The sequence below is a fragment of the Colwellia sp. BRX8-9 genome (assembly GCF_014077245.1).
Taxonomy (GTDB): domain Bacteria; phylum Pseudomonadota; class Gammaproteobacteria; order Enterobacterales; family Alteromonadaceae; genus Colwellia_A.
This window is the reverse complement of record NZ_JACGVN010000037.1, coordinates 1-22,781: the sequence shown is the minus strand read 5'-3', so window position 1 is coordinate 22,781 and position 22,781 is coordinate 1. Positions and strand designations below refer to the sequence as shown.

At 39.6% G+C, this 22,781-nt stretch carries 16 protein-coding genes and 4 tRNA genes; 2 read left to right on the top strand and 18 right to left on the bottom strand.

The window, feature by feature from the left end; all coding sequences use genetic code 11:
• Positions 1–337: 337 nt before the first annotated feature.
• Positions 338–961: a methylamine utilization protein gene (locus H4J70_RS19655; RefSeq protein WP_182243839.1), complete on the bottom strand. Its 624-nt coding sequence runs from the start codon at positions 959–961 to the stop codon at positions 338–340.
• Between the two features lie 496 nt (positions 962–1,457).
• Here H4J70_RS19655 and H4J70_RS19650 point away from each other — a divergent pair, with 496 nt between their 5' ends.
• Positions 1,458–1,817 (top strand): DUF3718 domain-containing protein, encoded by a 360-nt coding sequence (locus H4J70_RS19650; RefSeq protein WP_182231074.1) that lies wholly within the window; start codon positions 1,458–1,460, stop codon positions 1,815–1,817.
• Between the two features lie 168 nt (positions 1,818–1,985).
• Here the strand turns inward: H4J70_RS19650 and H4J70_RS19645 are convergent, their stop codons facing one another.
• The gene (locus H4J70_RS19645) at positions 1,986–4,679 is read right to left on the bottom strand and encodes a TonB-dependent receptor domain-containing protein (RefSeq protein WP_182251756.1); all 2,694 of its coding nucleotides are present in this window, start codon (positions 4,677–4,679) and stop codon (positions 1,986–1,988) included.
• 175 nt (positions 4,680–4,854) lie between these two features.
• Complete coding sequence (locus H4J70_RS19640; protein WP_070376321.1) at positions 4,855–7,641, bottom strand: hypothetical protein; 2,787 nt, start codon at positions 7,639–7,641, stop codon at positions 4,855–4,857.
• Positions 7,642–8,019: 378 nt separating this feature from the next.
• Here H4J70_RS19640 and katG point away from each other — a divergent pair, with 378 nt between their 5' ends.
• Positions 8,020–10,194: a catalase/peroxidase HPI gene (katG, locus tag H4J70_RS19635; RefSeq protein ID WP_182218131.1), complete on the top strand. Its 2,175-nt coding sequence runs from the start codon at positions 8,020–8,022 to the stop codon at positions 10,192–10,194.
• 201 nt (positions 10,195–10,395) lie between these two features.
• Here the strand turns inward: katG and H4J70_RS19630 are convergent, their stop codons facing one another.
• The 15 genes from H4J70_RS19630 to tolA all read right to left on the bottom strand — a co-directional run.
• Positions 10,396–11,505 (bottom strand): HupE/UreJ family protein, encoded by a 1,110-nt coding sequence (locus tag H4J70_RS19630; protein WP_070376319.1) that lies wholly within the window; start codon positions 11,503–11,505, stop codon positions 10,396–10,398.
• Positions 11,506–11,560: 55 nt separating this feature from the next.
• Positions 11,561–12,637: a lipopolysaccharide assembly protein LapB gene (locus H4J70_RS19625; protein WP_182218118.1), complete on the bottom strand. Its 1,077-nt coding sequence runs from the start codon at positions 12,635–12,637 to the stop codon at positions 11,561–11,563.
• Between the two features lie 35 nt (positions 12,638–12,672).
• A complete protein-coding gene (locus H4J70_RS19620; protein WP_182218116.1) occupies positions 12,673–13,215 on the bottom strand; it encodes an Ig-like domain-containing protein in 543 nt (180 codons plus the stop codon).
• Positions 13,216–13,226: 11 nt separating this feature from the next.
• Positions 13,227–14,780 (bottom strand): DUF4331 domain-containing protein, encoded by a 1,554-nt coding sequence (locus tag H4J70_RS19615; protein ID WP_404842435.1) that lies wholly within the window; start codon positions 14,778–14,780, stop codon positions 13,227–13,229.
• 430 nt (positions 14,781–15,210) lie between these two features.
• Positions 15,211–15,909, bottom strand: coding sequence for an anti-sigma factor domain-containing protein (locus H4J70_RS19610; RefSeq protein ID WP_182218112.1), 699 nt, complete (start codon positions 15,907–15,909; stop codon positions 15,211–15,213).
• On the bottom strand, positions 15,906–16,436 hold the full coding sequence (locus tag H4J70_RS19605) for a sigma-70 family RNA polymerase sigma factor (protein ID WP_182218111.1): 531 nt from the start codon (positions 16,434–16,436) through the stop codon (positions 15,906–15,908). Before H4J70_RS19605 ends, H4J70_RS19610 begins: the two co-directional genes overlap by 4 nt.
• 248 nt (positions 16,437–16,684) lie before the next feature.
• Positions 16,685–16,774: transfer RNA gene (locus tag H4J70_RS19600), tRNA-Ser, on the bottom strand.
• Positions 16,775–17,034: 260 nt separating this feature from the next.
• Positions 17,035–18,078 carry a quinolinate synthase NadA gene (gene nadA / locus H4J70_RS19595; protein WP_182243890.1) on the bottom strand — a complete coding sequence of 348 codons (1,044 nt, stop codon included), beginning with the start codon at positions 18,076–18,078 and terminating at the stop codon, positions 17,035–17,037.
• Positions 18,079–18,929: 851 nt separating this feature from the next.
• Positions 18,930–19,005 (bottom strand) — tRNA-Lys (locus H4J70_RS19590).
• A gap of 90 nt (positions 19,006–19,095) precedes the next feature.
• Positions 19,096–19,171: transfer RNA gene (locus H4J70_RS19585), tRNA-Lys, on the bottom strand.
• A gap of 83 nt (positions 19,172–19,254) precedes the next feature.
• Positions 19,255–19,330: transfer RNA gene (locus H4J70_RS19580), tRNA-Lys, on the bottom strand.
• 162 nt (positions 19,331–19,492) lie between these two features.
• A complete protein-coding gene (gene ybgF, locus H4J70_RS19575) occupies positions 19,493–20,305 on the bottom strand; it encodes a tol-pal system protein YbgF (RefSeq protein ID WP_182218107.1) in 813 nt (270 codons plus the stop codon).
• 12 nt (positions 20,306–20,317) lie between these two features.
• Entirely contained in the window at positions 20,318–20,863 is a 546-nt protein-coding gene (gene pal, locus H4J70_RS19570) for a peptidoglycan-associated lipoprotein Pal (RefSeq protein ID WP_070376300.1), read from the bottom strand.
• A gap of 52 nt (positions 20,864–20,915) precedes the next feature.
• The gene (tolB, locus tag H4J70_RS19565; RefSeq protein WP_182218105.1) at positions 20,916–22,262 is read right to left on the bottom strand and encodes a Tol-Pal system beta propeller repeat protein TolB; all 1,347 of its coding nucleotides are present in this window, start codon (positions 22,260–22,262) and stop codon (positions 20,916–20,918) included.
• Between the two features lie 56 nt (positions 22,263–22,318).
• The coding region (tolA, locus tag H4J70_RS19560; protein ID WP_182251752.1) for a cell envelope integrity protein TolA at positions 22,319–22,781 on the bottom strand (463 nt) is incomplete at its 5' end.

Sequence of the window (22,781 nt, the reverse complement as noted above, 5' to 3'; positions counted from 1 at the left end):
ATGCCTTCAGCTACAACACTTAATCCTAAGTTGTGCGCTAAATCAGTGATCGATTTAATAATAATACTATCTTCATTACTTGTAATAAGTTCAAGCACCATAATTTATAGATATTGTACTTATCTTTACAAACGTAAAAAGCGATATCAGAAAATTGCATTAGGCCATCAGCTTTAATAGAGTCTTCTGGATATACTGCTATTGCCATACTGGCCGAGACATCTAATTGTATATTATTTATATCAAAAAACGGCTCGAAAATCTTGACTACTAGTGCGACTAAATCATCAATAAAAATATAAATCGTACTAAAATACGATTTTGTAATGATTTCAAATTAATAGTCATCTAATTCATCATCATCTTCATAGGCTGCATATCTAGGCTTCATCGTCTCTTTTACATTAATGGTGATATTCGTATGACTAGAAACCGTTATTTTTTGAGTAAAAGATTGATCAGCCTCTTGGAGTAATGGATGCCATATTTTCAGTGTGTATTTTCCATCTGGGAGTGCTAAATTAATATTACCCTCACCATCAGTTTTGCCAAACCAAGGGGTATCAACAACATAAACATAACCAACCATCCAGTCATGTATGTTGCAGCCTAGGATCACTTCTCCAACTTTATCAAACAAACGAGGGTCTAATTTTTTCTCACGGTATAGTTGTATTTCAAAAGTTTTCGCTGGTGAAAAGGAATAAACATGATGTTTTATTCTGTCTGAATTGGGAAAATCAATGTTAGTATTTTTATTAACGACTAGGATGTGGGGGGAAAATTGTCGATTAACTTGATCCATAATAGCAGTATAAGGAACCGACAAAGTACTCTCTGCCACGGTAGGTTTTATTTCTGGCTCAGCGAAAACGACTATATTAGACAATGGTTTGTTATCGACATCAATCACTAGAAAGTTTGTATTGCTTGCTTTACAGGCAAAGGAACTAAGAATCATTAAAACAGAAATTATTTTGTAATTAAAAACTCTTACCATAATGCCACTTTCCACGCTTATTATTAAATATCTCTATGTTACAAAATTAACACATTTCACTTATTTATTACTATATTTTACCAAAACAATTGGCCATTCAGACCAAAAAATCAAGAATTTTAGACGGAATACTAAAGAATATTATTCTAATTTAAAAATGTTATTCACTTAACAATACTTGAAGAGAAAATAATTGCGCTCAAGCCATTAGTCATTTTTTCCTTTTAGATCTTTAAAAAGGCGCTAACCACTATTTTTATTCGTAGTAGCAAATCATTTCTTTTCTCCACATAGCTTTTAACAGAAAGCTTCGCCTTTAGAGTCTCAACCAAAAGACAAAATCCAATTATCTTTAATAACTTAACAAAATAAAAAAATCATAATGTAATAAAAAAATTAATAGCTACACTTAGATAAACTGATGAAATTAATAAGTGACGCTTTGAGGAATAAATTAATGATGAGATATAAAGCAGCGGGCATCGCCTCAATAATATTACTATTAATAACACAATCGTACTCACCCAAGGTCATGGCCTATAATATGGCTCAAAACATTTGTGAGTATGTCGCGGCTGACGATAAGAGGAGATTCCGCTCTTTATTAAAAGCACAACGTATAAAAATACGCTCTATTTTTGATGAAATAACCTGTAACGGTAAAAATATATTATTTTTTGCTGCAGCAAGCAACGCTAATGATGTCGGTGAAATGATTATTAAAAAATTGCCGAGAAAAGTATTAGGTGAATTAGTTGATGAATTAATAATTGCCTCGCCAACCTTAGGCACTATAGCTAAAGAAAGAGCCGGTTAAGTGATCTATCAAGTCATATCAAGACAATAATGTTTTTAATCTAGCTCAAATTTACGGGCAGTTATTATGATAAAAATAACAAGACCACTCCTTTAACTAATAATAATTTGGGGTGGTCTCAATTCATCTATTTGCAGGGTTGTAAAACGCCAGCAATAATTTAACTAACTAATCAAAATCCCATTTAAAGGAAACATCAAAAGCAATGCCTTTCGTTTCACTACGAAATAAAGTATCAGAAAACTCTATTTCTTTACTTTCATCAAGTAGGTTTTGTACTTTGAATTTTAACGTTGTTGAATAGGTAGGATAGTAGGTATATACCATATCAAGTGAATGAAAAGGTTGCTCATACTTATCATCTTGCTCTTCAATACCTGGGATAATAATACGTTCACCAAAGACATTATAAGCCATTGTCACCGAGTGATTACCATTTGGCGCATCATAACCTAAATTGAGATTAACCACATATTGCGAGTGGCCAGTCATTCGACGCGTCGGATTAGTAATCGCGGCAGAAACCCCAGTTTGCTCAACAACGCGTTGCGTGTTGATGTTTATTTCAGAGTCACTTAAGGTTACGTTACCTGATAAGAAAAAGTCGTTACCATTCATACCAGCAAAATCACCCAAAAAGGCAAAATCTTTCATAAACTCTAGCTCAATACCATAAACTTCGCCGTCGTCTGCATTAGCAATAACGATAAGCGGAGGGCCATCTTGGCCTGGTGATTGTACTGATTCAATCGGATTTATCATATCTTTGTAGAATAACCCTACTGACAAGTTTTCTCCCGTATCTAAGTACCATTCCCAACGTAGATCGTAGTTTTTAATATCCGTGGTTTCTATACCAGCAGTGCCTCGAATAGGGTATCCAGTTAGCGGGTCAAGGTAAGTTGATGGCGCAACCTCGCGAATATCTGGGCGTATTGTGGTTTCACCATAAGATAAACGAAACTGAACAGCTTCACTCATCATGTAAGTAAGCGCTAACGCCGAGTATATATCATCTTCTTGAAAGGCTAATTTCGATAAATCTTCTTCTGTTGGTTGTGGTGGTAAATCAAAACGACCGGTTGCGGGATCTAAAGGTGCGACGACTTGACGGTAATCTTCCCAGCGAAAGCCGCCACTGATACGCCAAGTATTGTCAATAAACCAATCTGCCTCAAAGTAGTAAGCATCGGTCATTTGTGCTGAATAATAGTCATCGCCCATTACAGAGGTGTCACGTATAACCGTTTCACTGCCTTGTAATGGCTGATTAAGAATAATATCGTCTGTTAAAATATCATTCATTTTATTACCACTAAGACTCAGTTCTTCAAAGGCTAAGGTATTAACATCGATACGTCTGGAAAAAGCGTCACGGGTTTTTTCAATAAAATCACCACCGAACTTAAGCTCTAGTTCTGATTGCGAAAAAGTTATGGGTAAAGATAGGTTAAAACCGCTGTTTTCTACTTTATCTTCCAAGTCCTGAAAAGAATAACGGGTAGCGGTTGAAGCCTTACGTAAACTACTTTCGTTAGTAAGATCAAAAGTACCATCTTCGTTTTCATCACTGAGTATGTAGCGCGTAGAAACATTACCCGGTGCGTAACGACTTGAACGAGCGTCTGAATATTTCCAATCAAAACCTATGTTCCACAACCATGGCAGATTGTGAGTACCACGAACCTGATTAGCGATCATTTCGCGCTCTTCGTAGCTAACGTCACTGTCTCGAATGCGCAAACCATCACTGAGTAATACATTGTTAGTATTACCCAGTTTGTCTTTTATTTCGTCGGCGGTATCACGTAGCACAATGAAACTGTAATCAAGGCGATGATCTCGGTCATACTCTACACCTAAGTTCAGCAGTCCAGACCATTTTACTGAATGTTCCGTTGAGGTAACTTGGTCAAAACCTCGTACTAAACTCCATGAATCATCGGTGTTATTACGAAAATCTTGACCTTCGTATAATTCACTTACTTGCCATTCGTTGTCATAAGATAAAGAGGTTAAATAACCCCAGCGATATTTACCCTGTTCAAATTTATCACCGAGCGCAATATCAAGACCAAAATCTGGGGCGATATTTTCTTTAACTGGATCGTAATCACGATTAAGCTGCGCGGCTATTGCACGGTTTTCATCTTGACTAATATTTTTTAATGGACTGTAATTTTTCCATAATTTTTGTAATGTTTTGGGTGCGGTGCGAGTGCCATCATCTTGGCCACGCCAATCATCACTGCCACCCTTGTAGCTGTAACCATCGTCAAAATTTTCGCTATTGCCACCTAAATTACCAGAGATATTAAAAAGGAAATCTGTTGGAATACTTTTTAAACGGATATCAACATTACCGCCACCAAAATGCGCAGGCATTGAAGGTGAGTAGGATTTTTGTACCGATAAAGACTCGATAATTGACGCTGGAAATAAATCCAGAGGTATAACACTACGTGTTGGATCTGGGCTGGGTACGGCGGCACCGTTCAACTGTGTACTAGAGTAACGTTCACCTAAACCACGTACATAAATAAATTTACCATCAACTAATGTCACACCGGTAACACGTCGTAATGCGGCAGCGGCATCGCTGTCACCGGTGCGTGAAATTTGCTCTGCACCTAAAATGTCGGCGATAAAGGCTTGGTTGCGACGCTCTTCAATAATAGCGCTCGCCGTACCTTTTAATCGACTTACCTTAACAACAACTTCTTCAATAGCTTCATCTTCTGCTGATGTTTGCTCCGCTACTGCTGATGTCGCTGCTAGGCTTGTTATTATCGCCAGTGCTAAGCCACTTAATCGTAAACAATTATTTGGTTTGTTTACCTTGATTTGCTTGGCACTATGCATTAATTTTTTGTTCATCGTTAACCTCGATAGAGTCTCTGTGCTTGCTTTAGATACGCTTTTACTGCTTTGCTAATCGCTTGCATCAGTTAGGTTGATTGAGTATTTATTAGTTATGCTGAAATAAAAAAGCGAACACTGATTATTGGAAAAAACAGTGTTCACCTTCAACGTCTAATTATTCTTCAAGACCTACTGTCCATCCTGCTGTCCAGTTTTTCGCTTTCGTTACTGCACCGACATGGTCAGCATTTTCAAAAAAGCTGTTACCGGTGAAGTCTTTAGGTGTTGTGGTATCGATGGTGAAAATGCCTTCTAATACCGCACTTGTATTTGCAGCCGTACTGTTTTCGGTATTATCGTTAATAAACCAGCTCATTAAATCAAAGGTTGCATCACTAGAGTCTTTAGAATCTTTAAACGCTTCATCACAAGCCACAACTGAGTTGCTCATTAGCGTATCACCAGATTTTGCTTGATCTACCGTTAAGCCAGCTTCCAACTCAACACATTCGCCCATGCCTGCAGGACCAGTAACAACAAAGTTATGAAGTTGTGCTTTCGAGCCTTCTCGGAGATAAACACCTTCAGAGTCTTTATCTGCAGTGTCAAATGTATTACCAATAATGGTCATGTTGGCAATACTCGGGTTTGATTGTGGTAGTTTGTTTGGTGTTGAGCCGTCGTTGTCACCTTCAATACCACGGTTTGCTTCACCATTTTGTGGGTCATGCTTAACGAGTACGTATTGTAAGTTGCCACGAAAGCCATTATCCCAATCAACGCTGTCATCTTTATTAGAGGTTAAGACCACGTATTTAAGGTTAACCGTGCCACCAAAAAATTCGATACCATCATCAGCATTTTCATGTACTTGAATATATTCGACTTTGGTACCAGAGCCAACACCACCAAATGTTATCCCGTTCAGTTCGTTGTCTGGTGCTATTTCATAACCTGCATGCTTAACAACGACATAACGTAATGTACCTGAGCTGTCAGCATCGTCTGTGCCGCCAAAGACTGCGCCATCTTGAGCACCTTCAATTTGAAGTGCACAGTCACTGCCATCCGTTGGACATTTATTTGATGTCGCATTACCCAATAACACTATTCCACCCCATTGACCTGCACCTGTTTCAGCGCCAGTCAAATCTTGACTCGACGTAAAAGTGATAGGTTTTGAGGCTGTGCCATTTGCTTGAATTTCTGAATCACGACTGACCACTAGGTAATCGCTACCTGAACGACCATAGATGGTTGTACCGGCTTCAATCGTCAGTGTTGCTGAGTTAATTTTATCGCCACCAACAAAAACAGCGCCGTTTAGAGCATAAATATTATTAGCGGTTAACGTTAAGTTATTAGCAATAACACCGCTTAATTGACAAGTAATGTTTGAGCCATTGACTGAAGAAATTGCCGATGTACCTGTCGGACAACCTTGTGTTTCTGCCTGAGCGGTTACTACACCACCACCGTAACCAAAGGCCCAACCTTCACGCCAATCGTTACCCGCGTTGTCAGCACTGTCAAACGCGCCAATGTAATCAACGGAGTCAAAAAAGGCATTTTGTGTATTAGCGACATCTTGTCCGGCATTATCAGCAACGAGTGGTGAGTTAGCATCGGGAATACCGTTTTCATTAATTAAAATAGAACTACTGATACTGTTGGATGCTTCTGCACTGAACCATGCTTCGAGGTCAAGCAAGACACTACCGTCTTCCGCTTTAGCATTTTTGAAATTTTCACTATTACTACAGGCCATAACACTGTTTTGCATAACAATTTTACCACTGTTAGCATTATTAACGGTTACAGAGCTCGTTGCACCACCTTCAATTTCTAAACATTCCCCCATTTCACTGGTGCCGGTTACCACCGTATTAAATATTTTTGCTGCGGTTCCTTCGCGTAAGTAAATACCTTCTGAGTCTTTATCTGCACTGTCAAAGTTATTACCCACAATCGTCAAGTTAGCGATAATTGGCGCTGACTGTGGCTCTTTATCAGGAGTAGAACCATCGTTATCCCCTTCAATACCACGGTTTGCTTCGCCGGCATTTTTAGCATGTTCGACATAAATATGTTGCAGCATACCTTTATAACCATTGTCCCAATCGATACTGTCATCTTTATTGGCCGTTAAAACTAAATGCTTAACATTGACCGCACCGCCAAAAAATTCTACGCCGTCATCGGCATTTGAATGTACTTGAATATAATCAACCGTTGTTCCTGAGCCAACACCACCAAACGTTATACCATTAAGTTCGTTGTCAGGCGCAATTTCAAACCCTGCATATTTAACAACAAGGTATTTTAAAATACCTGAATTGTCTTCCCAGTTTGAGCCACCAAAGACTGCACCTTCTTCAGCTCCTTCAATTTGAAGGGCACATTCACTGCCATCAGTAGGACATTTATTTGAAGGAGCATTACCTAAAATAACTACGCCACCCCATTGACCAGCTGTTGTTTCTTCACCCTTAACATCTTGCAGTGAGGTTAAAATAATAGGTTTAGTTTTTATGCCTTCTGCCATTATTTTTGCGTCGCGGTGCACAACGACATAATCACCACCTGATTGTCCAAAAAGAACAACGCCGGGCTCTACGGTTAGCGTTGTTCCTGCCATCACTTCTAAAGCTCCACTAATAGCATAAAATACCGGCTTGCTATCAGCACTGGCGACTAAAGTCATATCACTAGTAATTTTTCCATCAAGCACTTGTACAGCAACATCAAAACCTAAAGCTGTTGAAACATCTTGGCCCAACACCGAACTAGACTTACCCGGTAATTCGGTCACAATTGGGTCAGTTGGAGCAGGGTTAGTGATGGTTGTATCGCCTACTGAGTTATCTACTTGAGATGAAAGTTTAATATCGCCACCACCACAACTGGCTAAAGTAATGGCACAAGCTAGCGTACTGATTTTAAAGAGTGAATTTATTTGCATGTTAGTCTGCTCCGCAGAAATTATTAGAATAAAGTTGCGGCTATGCTACTAAGGTTAAATGACAGAATTGTTGAAGTAATATGTAGTTTTTATTTAAGAAAAATTACATAAATGTTACATAATAAATTTCTATTACTGATATCGCTTAACTTACTCACTGATCTGTTAACTTTTCAAAACTAAGCTATTAAAGCTGAACAGATTGAGATACGTTGTTGAATGCGTTAACGTGAGTAAAACTCATAATTTATCAAGAATGTACTATGATGTATTTTAATAATCCTTGGTAATTCAAAGTGAGCACTTAGCATTATCATCTAGTATTTTTTCATCCTAACTTTTAACAGCTCAGCCCCAATTAATGAAAGGAAATTGCATATGAATGACAAAACAACAACGACAGCTGGCAAATGCCCAGTAATGCACGGCGGTGCAACAAAGAGCAGTATGTCCAATATGGGATGGTGGCCAAAGGCACTAAATCTTGACATTCTTCATCAGCATGACAGTAAGACTAATCCTATGGGTGCGAATTATAATTACCGTGAAACCCTGAAAGATCTTGATATGGCTGCTCTTAAAACAGATATGCATGCCCTCATGACAGATAGTCAAGACTGGTGGCCTGCTGATTGGGGCCACTATGGTGGCCTAATGATCCGTATGACTTGGCATGCTGCCGGCACCTATCGTATCGCGGATGGTCGCGGTGGTGCAGCGACTGGCAATCAGCGTTTTACGCCAATAAATTCTTGGCCAGATAACGCCAATTTAGATAAGGCCCGCCGTTTGCTGTGGCCTATCAAAAAGAAATACGGTAACAAACTTAGCTGGGCTGATTTAATTGCTTACGCTGGCACTGTTGCTTATCAATCTATGGGGTTAAAAACCTTCGGTTTCGCTTTTGGTCGTGAAGATATTTGGCAGCCAGAAATTGACACATATTGGGGCGCCGAAAAAGAATGGCTTGCACCAAGTGGTGGAGAAGGCAGCCGTTATTCTGGTGAGCGTGATTTAGAAAACCCATTAGCTGCGGTAATGATGGGGCTAATATATGTTAACCCTGAAGGTGTAGACGGCAAGCCCGATCCCCTTAAAACAGCGCATGATATTAGAGTAACGTTTGAACGTATGGCGATGAACGATGAAGAAACGGTTGCCTTAACGGCCGGTGGTCATACCGTCGGTAAATGTCACGGCAATGGTGACGCTTCGCAAATAGGACCAGAGCCAGAAGCTGGAGATATTACTGAACAAGGTTTAGGTTGGAACAATAAAACCAAACGTGGCATTGGTCGCGATACCATCACCAGTGGTATTGAAGGCGCATGGACTACACATCCTACTCAATGGGATAATGGTTATTTTTCGATGTTGCTTAACCACGAGTGGGAATTAAAGAAGAGCCCAGCGGGTGCTTGGCAGTGGCAACCAATAAATATTAAAGAAGAGCATAAGCCTGTTGATGTTGAAGATGCAACTACACGTCAAACGCCTATTATGACTGATGCCGATATGGCGATGAAAATGGATCCAGCGTACCGTGAAATTTCAGAACGTTTCTCTAAGGATCCTGAATATTTTTCTGACGTTTTTGCACGAGCATGGTTCAAACTCACTCATCGCGATATGGGGCCAAAGGCACGTTATATCGGTAAAGAAGTCCCTCAAGAAGACCTTATTTGGCAAGACCCTGTTCCCACTGGAGCCACGAGTTATGATATTGACTTACTGAAAAATAAAATAGCAGCGAGTGGTTTAAGTATCAGCGAAATGGTTGCAACCGCTTGGGATAGTGCGCGAACCTATCGTAACTCTGACAAACGCGGTGGTGCCAACGGCGCACGCATTCGCCTTGCTCCACAAAAAGATTGGCAAGGTAACGAACCAGCACGCCTTAGCAAAGTACTTTCTGTGCTAGAAAGTATTGCCACAAGTAGTGGTGCAAGTATCGCTGATGTCATTGTTTTGGCAGGTAATGTTGGTATAGAACAGTCCGCAAAAGCGGCTGGTTTTGAAGTCACTGTACCCTTTTCACCAGGGCGTGGCGACGCAACAGATGAAATGACGGATATTGACTCCTTCGAAGTGCTAGAGCCCACTCATGATGCTTATCGAAACTGGCTAAAAGCTGACTATGTTGTCAGCGCAGAAGAACTAATGCTTGACCGAAGTCAGTTAATGGGACTTACCGCGCATCAGATGACCGTGTTAATTGGTGGTATGCGTATGCTTGGCACTAACTACGATGGTACAAAACATGGTGTGTTCACCGAACGTGAAGGTGTACTTTCTAACGATTATTTTGTTAATTTAACAGACATGAATTATACGTGGGAACCTGTTAGTGATAACCTTTATGAGATGCGCGATCGTCAATCAAATGAAGTAAAATGGACAGCAACACGAGTTGACCTTATCTTTGGTTCTAACTCAATTCTTCGTTCATATGCTGAAGTTTACGCGCAGGATGATAACCAAGAGAAGTTTGTTGCTGATTTTGTTACAGCATGGGCGAGTGTGATGAACGCTGATCGATTCGATCTAGTCTGATGATTAGCTAAAATTTCACGCCGCTATTTACCGCGGCGTGAATGATAAATCTAGCCTTAATAAGTAGCGAGTTAAAAGTATTGCACCCGCAATACTTTTTTTTTAGCTATAAACTCTTTAACCTAATAGCTGGAATGACCCCATATCCTTTAAAACTATCACTTGAGCTATAAGCGATTGTATTAGCGATAATTTTTAAGTTTACCAGCGCTCTACACTCCATTGCACGGCCATAATCGCAATTAATATAGAGCCAACAGGTAGTACACCTCTTGTATAAAACGTGGTGTTACGTAATAAAATTAATATCGGCAGTAAAATAGCAAGTATCGCTAACTGACCTATTTCAACACCAAGATTAAAGGCTAGTATACTCAGTAACTGTTGATCCGCAGGTAAGCCTAATTCTCCTAAGACACCAGCAAACCCCATACCGTGCAGCAAACCAAAGGCAAAGGTTAACCAAGCTAAACGTAAAACCACTGGCCAAATATTATTGAGCGCCGCAAATAAAACCGATAAAGCAATGCCCAGCTCTACCCAACGACTGCTTGGGCTTAACCAGCCTAAGGCGGTCGCTGTTAACGTTAGCGAATGAGCCAAGGTAAATGCACTCACGATCCATACGGTGTTAGTCAAAATAGTTTTAACACTTGATATAGCTTGCCACTTTTTATCTTTACGCTGTAGCACCGCCGGCAATAACAAGGCAAACAAAAACAGGATATGGTCTATACCGATCCAAATATGTACAACACCTTGATAAACAAATTGTGTAAATGTCGTCCAGGCACTACCTTTGCTCAAATCTATGGTGATTTTTCGAGTGCTGTCATCTAACACTAAACTGTGTAAGTGGTTACCATCACCAATATTTAGAACCACCTCATGGCTACTATCTAAAGAAAATATTGCGCTGTAGGCAATTTCTAATGGGCCACTGATTGGGCACTGACCTGAGAAATCAGTAACAGCGAAAGCTTCATTGGCATGATCTTGCAAACGCTCCATAATCTCAAAACGTAAGTTACACCTTAAATTTTCACGACTCAATAATAAATGCTCAGCCAAATAGCTAGCAATCTCAGCTTGTCGACTCTTGACCTCTCCCCAGGTTAACTCACCGTTGGCATTTATATCCAAGCCAACAGCTAATTCTAAATCAGTCAAACTCAATTGCCATTCGCCACTGATACGACCGGTGTCGTCGATTTCGGCAATAATGTAACTGGTACTCAATTGATGAGCGACGACAGTATTGGCCAGTAATAACGACAGGCTTATTAGCCCTATTTTTAACCACTGCTGCATATTTTTATCTCACTACTTTTACGGTTTATTAAGGTTTATTGTGTTGAGGTGTAGCTTAAATCTGAGGCTTTTTATCAGGTGATTCTTTAAATGCTAAAGCACGTTTGAGCAAGCGTTCATCCGAGCCCAGCTTAGCTTGTTGCCAATTAATTCTCGCCCAATAAAGCGCCTTAATAGGGTTAGGAACAATATCGAGATAATATTGAGCTATATCTGCAGCATGAGCGGTATCATTTCGTTGCAAACGTATTTCGATACGTTGGGTTAGTCGCTGCTGCCATACGCCATTAGTTGCCTTAGTTATTTGTTCGGCAAGGGTCAAACGTAATAACAAAGCATCATCAAAACTATCACTTGCTTCAACGATAGGTCCTAATGTCTCTAAAACAATTTGGCCTTGTTGTTGTGCTAAATAAATATCCGCCCACAGCGCTAAATAACTAACAGGTGCCTGATTCAATGGGTAGCCTGACAAATGGTCTATGGCTTGTTGTGTTAGCTGCTGACGGTGAGCAAGATCAGCTAAAATTTGATTAAGCCATACCTGTTGGGCGATAGGTATATCACCCGCAAGCTTAACGATATTTCTTAACTGTTGGTAACTTTGAGCAACTTTGCCTTGTTCAGCACTAACCTCTAGCACGCAGGCGCTACTGACAAATAAACTGCCCTGCCCCAATACTTGTAAACAGGCACTTTTCGCAGCGTCAAGATCACCTTGTACCATGTGTATATTGGCTTTCATTAACCAAGCAGCGACGTTGTCTGGCTGATATTGAAGTATCTGAGTCAGTAATTGTTGGGCCTGATTAAATTGATGGTAATGCTGTAAGACGGTTGCTGAATAAAATTGTAGCTCTAGATCATTAGGGTTAGCGACCAACAAGGGTTTCAGTAAAGCGCCAGCACGGCCATAATAACGACTTGCTAAGCCAGGCTTACTTGCGTCATTGAGCAGTTGGGCGATAAAAATCTTTGGCTGTTGTGCAGGTTTAGGTACCGTCCAGCTAGCAACGATACTTTGATTTGATTTGGGCACATAACTTTCTGAATGCACAGGCGATGAAGTGGCAATAAAAACCAAAAATAACAAGGGGCTAATAAAACGAAGTGTTGGCATATCATTATCCATAAAAGGGCGCCTTCCTTGGCGCAGTCAAGATGGTTCTACTGTTGAATCAAGTCGTCGTATGCTGCTGGTTCCTCAACATCTTGAATAAACGCACGACCATTTACGGCCAAGGGTTTATCGCTTGGTTGCTGACTAAAAGCTGCACGACTATAACTGGCAAATGACACTTCCAGCGCTTCAATCGTAATATTGATTGTACCGCTAACAGGATAATTAATTCCATCAGAGGCAGTAAAAGTAAAGCTGTCACTTCCTGTCACTTCAGCATTAGGCTGGTAAGTGAAACTACCATTACTATCAATGGTGACCATTCCTAGCATCGGCTCTTGGTCTAAGCTAAAAGTCAACGTGTCACCATTTTCATCATTTGCGCTTAACATGTCAGTGATAGGCGTTTCTGTTTGAGTGATCAAGTCGACCGATATCGTAGTCGGTGATGCGTTTTTCGTAATAGGTAGCTCATCGACATCATTATTACAGCCTGAAACTAGCATGGCGGCCGCTAAACTTAACACGACCCCTTTAAGCTTAAAGACTTGACTAAGATGAGATGCTTTATTTTGTTTACTATATAACATAATAGTGTTCCTTATTTAGAGCCTGGTAAAGGCGTTGCTAAGTATGGAAAGCTAGTATCCATCATAGAGGCATTACTTGGCGCACCATCAGTAAAGGGTACATTACCTACACTTGCATCTTCTGGTGCACATAAGCCCAAATCTGTATCTGTGCCATTAACAGGAATTGGGTAACATAAACGACCCATAACAACACGAAGGGCAATATCTACCACATCATCTCCTGGTCGGCGACCATTTGGAAAGCCAGCTAAATCGTCACCAGCAACACCAAACGATGACTGCATATCGGCTGCCACTGCTGCAATACCAGTATTTAAGCGTAACATTTCAGCTGCGGTCACTGTTGATAACTGATTAACACCTGGGAAACCTGTTAAAAATGCGGTAACTAAATCAACCCTAGGGAAATTAGTCGGTGCCAACGTTTCGATATTTGCACCTAAAGTGGTATTAACTGCATCTTTAAACAATATATTCAGCAGTTCAGGTAGCGTTGGATGAGTCACATAATCAGCAAACTGACCATCTGCACTTGGATGAGAACTTGAGAACTTATCTTTATCGGCCAAACCAATAACCAATTCATTCACTAAAGGAGAGCCAAGACGAGAAACTTGCGTCAATGCACCACCATTTACTTCAGTGTTATCAAAGCTAGCATTAGGATTCAAAATTCTAGCCTGAGGCAAACTTGCCGTAGTCCAACTACCGATAACGCCATTACCTGTTCCTGTTAAACAAGCTGTCGGTACTTCAATAGCGATACTAGTAACATTTTTGTCAGCTAAATCATCATTACTTGCTGATTGTGTAATACCACCGGGGAAGCCATCGCCATCGCCTGCTCCAGGAGCACTGTCACCCTCAACAGGAACAAAGTTCACTAAATCAAAAACTTTACCTAAATTAACCGCAAATGCGTCTTTACGCTGACCAACAAATACTTTTGCTGGTGCATCACAGCCAGGTATAGCAGCTGAGTATATATGGCTGTTAGCATAAGCTGAATACTGCTCAGCGTTGGTAAATGTTTTGTTACCGATGTAATCGAGTGGCTTAGCAAAACTTGCTCCACCCGAAGTACTATTAGTAACAGCAGCACTGGTACCCGTTCGCATTGGACCAGAAATCATATTAACCATGTAGCTTTCAGAGAAATTAGCCGCACTTTTATCTGCCATACTGATGCCGCCAACATTTTTAAGTGGTACACCAACAGATTTCTGTTCTCCTTCAGCGCCAACCATCAAAGCAACACCTGCATTATTGTTGCCTAACATCTGGTTAAAATTAAAAGTAAAGGTTATATCTTCAACAGCATCACCATCGTTATCAATATGAATCGCATAAGTTGCAGCAGGGTCCATAGCGAAATAGTTAGGTCCACCATAAGCATCCTGTAAAGGAATGTAATTTGCGATGAGTGTGACGTAATTGCCACGGCCTTCTTCATAACTATTGAATGCATAAAAGTCTGTTGAGTCGACTGTTGGCATACGTGTGACGTTAGGCGCTTCACGATGGCTTGATGCAGATACAGCTTGAGACAAAGTTGCACTCATTATTGCCGATACAATTAGTGTTAATTTAAATTTTTTCATGACGTTTCCTTTATAATTTATAGTTCTTAATGGTTACTTTCTTGAAAGCTCATTAAGTTAAACGATCGAGATTATGAATTGGATGCAAGAAAAATAACTTATTTACAAATTAATAATTATTCAGCCGAACCATAGTTTCAAATCGTGTTATTTTTACTTTTTATATTGGATAGCGTTGTTGCACTTTTTTTAGGTCATGTCGCCTTAGTCAACTTAATCAACAACAGCTAAGGTAAGCCTAGGTCATAAAATTATAGAATGTCGAATATTTGCCATTTAATATAAACAATATATTTACAAATTATTGACTTTTGTCAGCATGAAACAACAGATAAAAAAAACGAAACTGTCGTTTCGCTTTTTAATATTCGCAGTAAAAGATAAAGAGTAACTAAAGAATAACCAGTTCTGAAGTATATAAGACAGTGGTTGGTGAACCATTTGGTGAACCACCTAATGGCTCTAAGCTAACCGCTAAAGCCGCAATCTCAATCTGATCAAATAACTGAGGTTTACTTAAAACTAACTTACCACTTTTAGGTAGCAAGCCTAAAGAAATCGGAGGCCGACCGTCTGCTGCCACTATCCATAACTGATAATCAGCATCTGACTTAGCTATTAACTTCTTGGTCGCTTGCACGCTAATAGTGTCTGCACCAATTTCTAGCGCCCATAATAAGTCGGCTTGTTCATTACTCATTAAAGCAAGTTGTTGAACCTCAGGCTGAAGTGGCGGTTGAAAGCTAAATAACAACACAGCAAGCACTATTGCAGCCGCTGAAGCTAAACCCGCAATACCTTGCCAAACTCGAGGCTTAGACTTAGTTATTGCCACAACATTACTTTTTATAGGCTCAGCTACAAATCCTAATTGATCTTCGATACGCTGCCAAACAGCTATGTCTGGGGTAACCGGTGGAATTTTTTGCCCTAAGCCGTTGAGGTGTTGCTCCCATGTTTGAGTTGCATCACTGATCAGTGGAAATTGCATCATCAATTTTTGAAAGCGCTGACGAGCAGGGCCACGTAGAGTACCCAGCACATATTCTGCTGCAAGGGCGTTTTTGAGGTTTTCAGATTGATAATTCATGGTGTTAAGCAACTCTGTAAGCTCATAAGACCACGTCTTATCCAGCTTTTAATTGTACCCAAAGGGTTATTTAGGTGTTTAACCACCTCTTGATGAGAACAGCCATTGAAGTAGGCTAAATAAATAGCTTGTCGTTGTTGAAGATCTAACTGCTGTAAACATTTGTCGAGTAAGAGTTGTTCTGAATCACTTATTTTCTCACTAGTATCGAGATCAAAACTTTCATTCTCAATGAGTTCATCCTCTTTTCTAATTTTATGATAACGTAAAATGTCTAGTGCGCGATAACGCACTATGCTGACCATCCAAGTCAACACTGTGCCTTTACCCGTTCTATATTCAGACGCGTTATGCCAAATGCGGACATAAGCCTCTTGCAGAGCTTCTTCGGCTAATTCTTTCCTAGATAACATTTTCAGACAGACTGCATAGAGCTGTTTACTGGTCGCTTGATAAAGTTTCGAAAACGCTTGTTTATCACCTTGGGCTGACGCGCCAAGTAACGCTAAGTGCTGTTCATGTTCCATTATTTATTGCTCTTTTTTTAAGGAAAATTACATATACTCAAAGATAGTAACCTAAACAATGGTGATTTATCTACAATCCTCTTACTAATAATTTTGAACAAAAGTCTAATAAACATAAATAATTTATCACCTATATCAGCATGAATATTGAGGAGATTAATTTATAGGAAGATAGGTGAATATAAGATGGGCTATTTTTTTAGGTATAAAAAAACGGACACTTCAAGTGAAGTGTCCGTTTTTTAATGTGGCGGTGAGCGAGAGATTCGAACTCTCGAAAGGGATAAACCTTTACACGCTTTCCAGGCGTGCGCCTTCAGCCACTCGGCCAGCTCACCAATTTTTTCACTAACAGGCTAATTTTATTGAGATGAATTAGCATGATAATTTTATCTATTAAAGACATTTTAAAACAAGTCTTGACTCGCTACTCAGAGAATCTACTGCGTAAAAAAATAACTTTATAAACACTTTAAACTTATAGACATGCCATAAAATAAAGTTGCGCTATGGTAGGTAAATTTAATAGCCAACACAACTTAATTTTAATAAAAAGAGGCCAACTGATTACTTTACCAGCAAAAAATCACCTTAATGGTTATTTACTGGCTAAAGCGTTGTTAAACGTTAGCATGCGATCCAATGACTTCAATGCACCGTCGCGAAGTTTCATGTCTACAAACACTTCTCTGCCTAATGGATTAAGCAATGCGTCTTCTATCTCTTTTAAACCGTTCATTGCCATCCATGGGCAATGAGCACAACTTTTACAGGTTGCGCCTTCACCCGCTGTTGGTGCCTCAAAGAATTCTTTATCTGGGCATAGCTGCTGCATTTTATAAAAAATACCACGGTCTGTTGCGACGATAAACTTTTTATTGGGCATCACTTGAGCAGCTTTAATTAGCTGGCTGGTTGAACCAACAGCATCAGCAAGCTCAATAACATCTGCAGGAGACTCTGGGTGCACCAAAATGGCAGCATCTGGATGCAAAGCCTTCATATCCTTTAACGCTTTGCTTTTAAATTCATCATGAACGATACAAGCACCCTGCCACATTAACATTTCGGCACCCGTTTGCTTTTGAATGTATGCGCCTAAATGACGGTCAGGTCCCCAAAGAATTTTTTCACCTTGCTCATCAAGGTGTTCAATAATTTCTAACGCACAAGAAGAGGTAACGATCCAATCCGCTCTAGCTTTTACCGCCGTTGAAGTATTCGCATACACAACAACAGTTCTGTCAGGGTGCTGGTCACAAAAAGCAGAGAACTCTTCGATAGGGCAGCCTAAGTCTAATGAACAAGTTGCTTCGAGTGTTGGCATAACCACGGTCTTTTCAGGCGTCAGTACTTTCGCGGTTTCGCCCATAAAACGAACACCAGCAATAATTAGCGTTGTTGCTGGATGATTGTTGCCAAAGCGCGCCATTTCTAAAGAGTCGGCGACACAGCCACCCGTTTCTTCAGCTAAAGCCTGAATTTCGGGATCGGTATAATAATGAGCAATAAGTACCGCATTTTTCTCTTTCAATAAAGTTTTAATACGATCTTTATATTGGCTACGTTCATTATCTGAAAGTGGAGCTGGTTTCGCTGGAAATTGAAAATCAAATTCTACGGCTAAATTACTTTGCGACATTATTTATCTCTGATTATCTCTTTAAATACCACGCAATTATACGATATAGATATCGCGATGTGTATAAGACTTTTAACTATTAAAGATTAAAACAAGATAATACAGGATGGTATTTTATTGAACATGTAACTTTTGAATTAGATATTAATTAAGGATCGCCTTGAAGTTAAGCGTTTACCTTAAGGACTTACTTTAAGCAGTGTTTGGCCATAAAAGATTTGACCCTTGGAATCAACCGGCTTAACGTTTAAAAGCATCGGCTTTTTGTTGTTTGCTATCTGACTTATAAATTTAGAAATTAACTATTTAAGAAGTGGTCGGCCGTGAAGGGGTTAAACCTTCGAGTTAATCGGCTTAACGGTTAAAAGCCTCGGCTTTGGTATTTGTACTATCTGACTTATAAATTTAGAAGTGGTCGGCCGTGAAGGATTTGAACCTTCGAGTTAATCGGCTTAACGGTTAAAAGCCTCGGCTTTGGTATTTGTACTATCTGACTTATAAATTTAGAAGTGGTCGGCCGTGAAGGATTTGAACCTTCGAGCTAATCGGCTTAACGGTTAAAAGCCTCGGCTTTTTGTTGTTTACTATCTGACTTATAAATTTGGAAATTAATTATTTAAGAAGTGGTCGGCCGTGAAGGATTTGAACCTTCGAGTTAATCGGCTTAACGGTTAAAAGCCTCAGCTTTAGTTTTTGTACTATCTGACTTATAAATTTAGAAATTAACTATTTAAGAAGTGGTCGGCCGTGAAGGATTTGAACCTTCGAGTTAATCGGCTAACGGTTAAAAGCCTCAGCTTTAGTTTTTGTACTATCTGACTTATAAATTTAGAAATTAACTATTTAAGAAGTGGTCGGCCGTGAAGGATTTGAACCTTCGACAAATTGGTTAAAAGCCAACTGCTCTACCAACTGAGCTAACGGCCGACATATAAACTGTGGTGTTGAGAATCATCATCAACTAATGCAAAAATCACTAACATGCTAATTTTGCATTGTACTTGTTAAGAAAGAAGTTGGTCGGCCGTGAAGGATTTGAACCTTCGACAAATTGGTTAAAAGCCAACTGCTCTACCAACTGAGCTAACGGCCGCCATATTTTCTTTTTTTCGAAATGAATTTCGAATCTTACAAGGTGCTTCTTTTTCTTTATAAGAAATAAACATTATAAAGAAGTGGTCGGCCGTGAAGGATTTGAACCTTCGACAAATTGGTTAAAAGCCAACTGCTCTACCAACTGAGCTAACGGCCGACATAAGTGCTAATTCACACTGCGTTGCACTAGTGCCTCAACGCGACGCATATAATACTCATAATTTTTTTTAGTGCAACCTTAAATTCAACTTATTTCTTATTAATTGACTACTTGCATAAAAAGAAGGCAGTTAGTGTAAGTTATCGTCGCTTTTATTGGTTATAAATTTTCTAACCTAGGTTTTGCTAGTTGAGCCGCACTTGAATCTGGGTATTGTGCGAGAACTTTCTGATACCAAATTTTTGCTGCTGCGTTATTATTTAGCTTTTGTTCAACCATCGCCAACTTCAACATTGCATCGCTTCGCTTGTTTGAGTCGAGGTATTGTTCAACCACTAAATTAAATTCATTTTTTGCTTTGGTGTATTCAGTTTTATTAAATAATAGCTGTCCTAACCAATAATGTGCGTTGGGTGCATAACTAGAATTTGGGAACTTTCGATTAAACGCTTGAAATTCAGGGATCGCTTTATCGTATTGTTTGTCTTTTAAAACTAAATTTACCGCGCTGTCATATGCTTGGTTTTCAGTTAAATTCGTTGAATAATTTATTGAAGCGTCTGAAGAGGCTTTTGCTGGGGCTATAATCGCCGCAGGAACGTTATTCTCAGGTTTTAATGCTTCTGTTACCCTACGGTCAAGCTCTTGATATAACTCACGCTGTCGATTCAAAACTTGACTAAGCTGATGAGTATGTAATTCAGTAACACCACGTAATTCATTCACTTCATTTTGAAGTTCATCAAGCTGTCGCTGCACCTTGACTTGGGCACGATTACGAGCATCAAGTTTACGTTCAAGATTAACCAACTTCTCAGCCATTGTCTCTGGTACTGAAGAATTGTATTGCGAAGGGCTACTTTTAATTGCACCCGTCTTGGTTATATCTATAACGGGAGCAGATTCTGCTGCCACTACCGCAAGGGTAGTAACAGCAAAGGACATCCCGAATAAAAATTTATTCAGTTTCATTTCTATCCTTGATTAGTAAACTAATACCGCACGACGATTTTTAGCAAATGCGTTTTCACTACGGTCTTTAATCATTGGCTTTTCTTCACCGTAGCTAACAACACTTAGCTGTGCAGATGAAACACCCATATTTTCTAAATAAGTTACTACCGCTTTGGCACGACGTTCGCCTAAAGCAATGTTGTATTCAGGCGTACCACGTTCATCGGCATGACCTTCAACTAAAACTTTCATGCTTGAGCTTTTGTTTAAAAATTTAGCATGTGCATCTAAAATAGCAGAAAATTCAGTGCTAACTGTAGAGGTGTCAAAATCAAAATAAACGATGTGCTCAGCACGAAGTTTTTCTAATGCTTGACGTTGTTGCTCTTCAATTTCAGCGGCACGTTGTACGGCGCTTACTTGAACATCAGCAGTATTATTTTCAATTACTGAAGACTCTTGAGCATTAGTCGCTACATTGCTTTGTTCATCAGTTTCTGAATTTGAACTACAAGCAGATAAAGCCAAAATTGGCAAAGCAATCGCAAGAGCTTTCACAGTTTTATTCAAACGCATTATAATTGTCCTTATTTTTCTAAAGTTATGTTTTAAATTAATGTTTAATTTTTTATAAAAATGGTGACCAAGCAGGTGCTTTTACTTCACCATCAGCCGCGGGTAAGCGCGCTTTAAATCTTCCATCTACAGATACTAAACTAAGCACTTGCCTATTATTGTGTAAAGTACTGTAGATTATCATGCCACCATTTGGAGCTATGCTCGGCGACTCATCTAAACGTGTTTTAGTCAGAACTTGAAAAATTCCTGACGCCAACTCTTGTTTAGCTAAATGATAATTCCCTCGTGTTCTGTTCACCATAATTAGTTGGCGACCGTCAGGTGTAATTGAACCACCAAGGTTCATTTCACCATCAAAGGTGAGTCGTTTAACACGACCATCGACTAAATTTACGCGATAAAGCTGAGGTTTACCACCCCGTTCTGAACTAAATACTAATGATTTTCCATCAGGGCTCCAACTTGGCTCTGCATCTATCGCTCGATGACGGGTGATACGACGTAGTTTTCTTGTTGCTACTTCCATAACATAGAGCTCTGAATTGCCATCTTTAGATAACATCATCGCAAGTTGATTACCATCGGGTGACCAACGTGGCGCACTATTTATACCAGGGTGATCGCTGATCATAGTACGCTTTCCGGTATAAATATCTATAATATATATTTTTTGTTGGTTATTCTCAAATGTCGAGTACGCTAACTGATTGCCACTTGGATGCCATGAAGGTGACATTAACGGCTCTTTAGAACTCAACAAAACGTGCTCATTAACACCGTCATAATCAGCCATCACTAACTGAAAAGGAAATTCACCTTGGTCTCGCACTATCACATAAGCAATTTTGGTTAAAAATGCACCTTTACTGCCGGTTAACTTTTCATAAATAACATTACTGATGTGATGTCCATAACGACGAAATTGGTCAGCATTAATCTCAAAAGCACCCTCAGCATAAATATGATCAGAAGTTTGAACCAATTCTCCATTGCTTAGCATTTGCGATTGTCCACCGGTGATTTGCCCGCGAATAACATCAACCAGCTGGTAGCTTATTTTGTAACGACTAATACCTATTTGATTAATTTCTCCAACAACAACCGCTTCAACGCCCTCATTTGCCCAAGCTGAATAATCAATGTCTTGATCAGAAAATGGTGTTTGTGGAAAACGATTATTTTTTATCGGGTTAAATTTACCGCTGCGCAATAAGTCTTCACCAATAATAGACGATATATTTTCTGGGAGTGGCTCTAGTCCTGTCCATTTAAAAGGTACAACAGCGATAGGTCTAGCGCTATCAATACCCTCGGTAATGACAATCTCAAGCGTTGCAAATGCACTATTTGAAATCAGTACGATAAAGAAAATGAAGGCTACTTTAAATTTATTCATATATTTTACTATTTTCTCAGTCATGGGTTATTTTTCATTGAATATAAACTGAACCATTAAAATTCAGGCACCACTGTTAGGCTAATCGTACGCATTTCTTTAAATACTTCGGGGTCTTTAGACACAGGTAATGTCCCTGCTTTATAAATAGCCGTCTTTGAAGCGCTACAAACTACTTGGTCCCCTTTGCCAATAACAACGTTGGTTACAAAACCTGATGGTGCAAGACTTATGGTTAATTTACAAGACTTACCTTCCATAGTGCTGCGGTCGGTGATCAAGTTTCCTTGAATGGTTTGCCTTATAAGGGCGGTAAACCGACCAACCTCACTCATTGTTTGCTGATATCGGGCTTGTTGTCTAACCGCCATTTCTTCAGCCATTTGTTGCTCTAACATTTCTTGCTGTCGAGCACGCTCTTGAGCTTCTTGCTCTTTACGTTTACGCTCTGCTGCTTTTTTCTTGAGTAAATCATCGGCTTTTTTGGCTGCTATTTCTTCTTTTAAGCGCTTAGCTTTT

Excerpts from the sequence above, each read along its gene's own strand:
- H4J70_RS19615 (WP_404842435.1), bottom strand. The coding sequence starts at position 14,780 with ATGAGTGCAACTTTGTCTCAAGCTGTATCTGCATCAAGCCATCGTGAA.
- ybgF (WP_182218107.1), bottom strand. The coding sequence starts at position 20,305 with ATGAAACTGAATAAATTTTTATTCGGGATGTCCTTTGCTGTTACTACC.
- H4J70_RS19620 (WP_182218116.1), bottom strand. The coding sequence starts at position 13,215 with ATGTTATATAGTAAACAAAATAAAGCATCTCATCTTAGTCAAGTCTTT.
- H4J70_RS19630 (WP_070376319.1), bottom strand. The coding sequence starts at position 11,505 with ATGCAGCAGTGGTTAAAAATAGGGCTAATAAGCCTGTCGTTATTACTG.
- pal (WP_070376300.1), bottom strand. The coding sequence starts at position 20,863 with ATGCGTTTGAATAAAACTGTGAAAGCTCTTGCGATTGCTTTGCCAATT.
- H4J70_RS19610 (WP_182218112.1), bottom strand. The coding sequence starts at position 15,909 with ATGAATTATCAATCTGAAAACCTCAAAAACGCCCTTGCAGCAGAATAT.
- H4J70_RS19605 (WP_182218111.1), bottom strand. The coding sequence starts at position 16,436 with ATGGAACATGAACAGCACTTAGCGTTACTTGGCGCGTCAGCCCAAGGT.
- H4J70_RS19640 (WP_070376321.1), bottom strand. The coding sequence starts at position 7,641 with ATGCAAATAAATTCACTCTTTAAAATCAGTACGCTAGCTTGTGCCATT.
- tolB (WP_182218105.1), bottom strand. The coding sequence starts at position 22,262 with ATGAATAAATTTAAAGTAGCCTTCATTTTCTTTATCGTACTGATTTCA.
- H4J70_RS19655 (WP_182243839.1), bottom strand. The coding sequence starts at position 961 with ATGATTCTTAGTTCCTTTGCCTGTAAAGCAAGCAATACAAACTTTCTA.
- H4J70_RS19645 (WP_182251756.1), bottom strand. The coding sequence starts at position 4,679 with ATGCATAGTGCCAAGCAAATCAAGGTAAACAAACCAAATAATTGTTTA.
- nadA (WP_182243890.1), bottom strand. The coding sequence starts at position 18,078 with ATGTCGCAAAGTAATTTAGCCGTAGAATTTGATTTTCAATTTCCAGCG.
- katG (WP_182218131.1), top strand. The coding sequence starts at position 8,020 with ATGAATGACAAAACAACAACGACAGCTGGCAAATGCCCAGTAATGCAC.
- H4J70_RS19625 (WP_182218118.1), bottom strand. The coding sequence starts at position 12,637 with ATGGATAATGATATGCCAACACTTCGTTTTATTAGCCCCTTGTTATTT.
- H4J70_RS19650 (WP_182231074.1), top strand. The coding sequence starts at position 1,458 with ATGATGAGATATAAAGCAGCGGGCATCGCCTCAATAATATTACTATTA.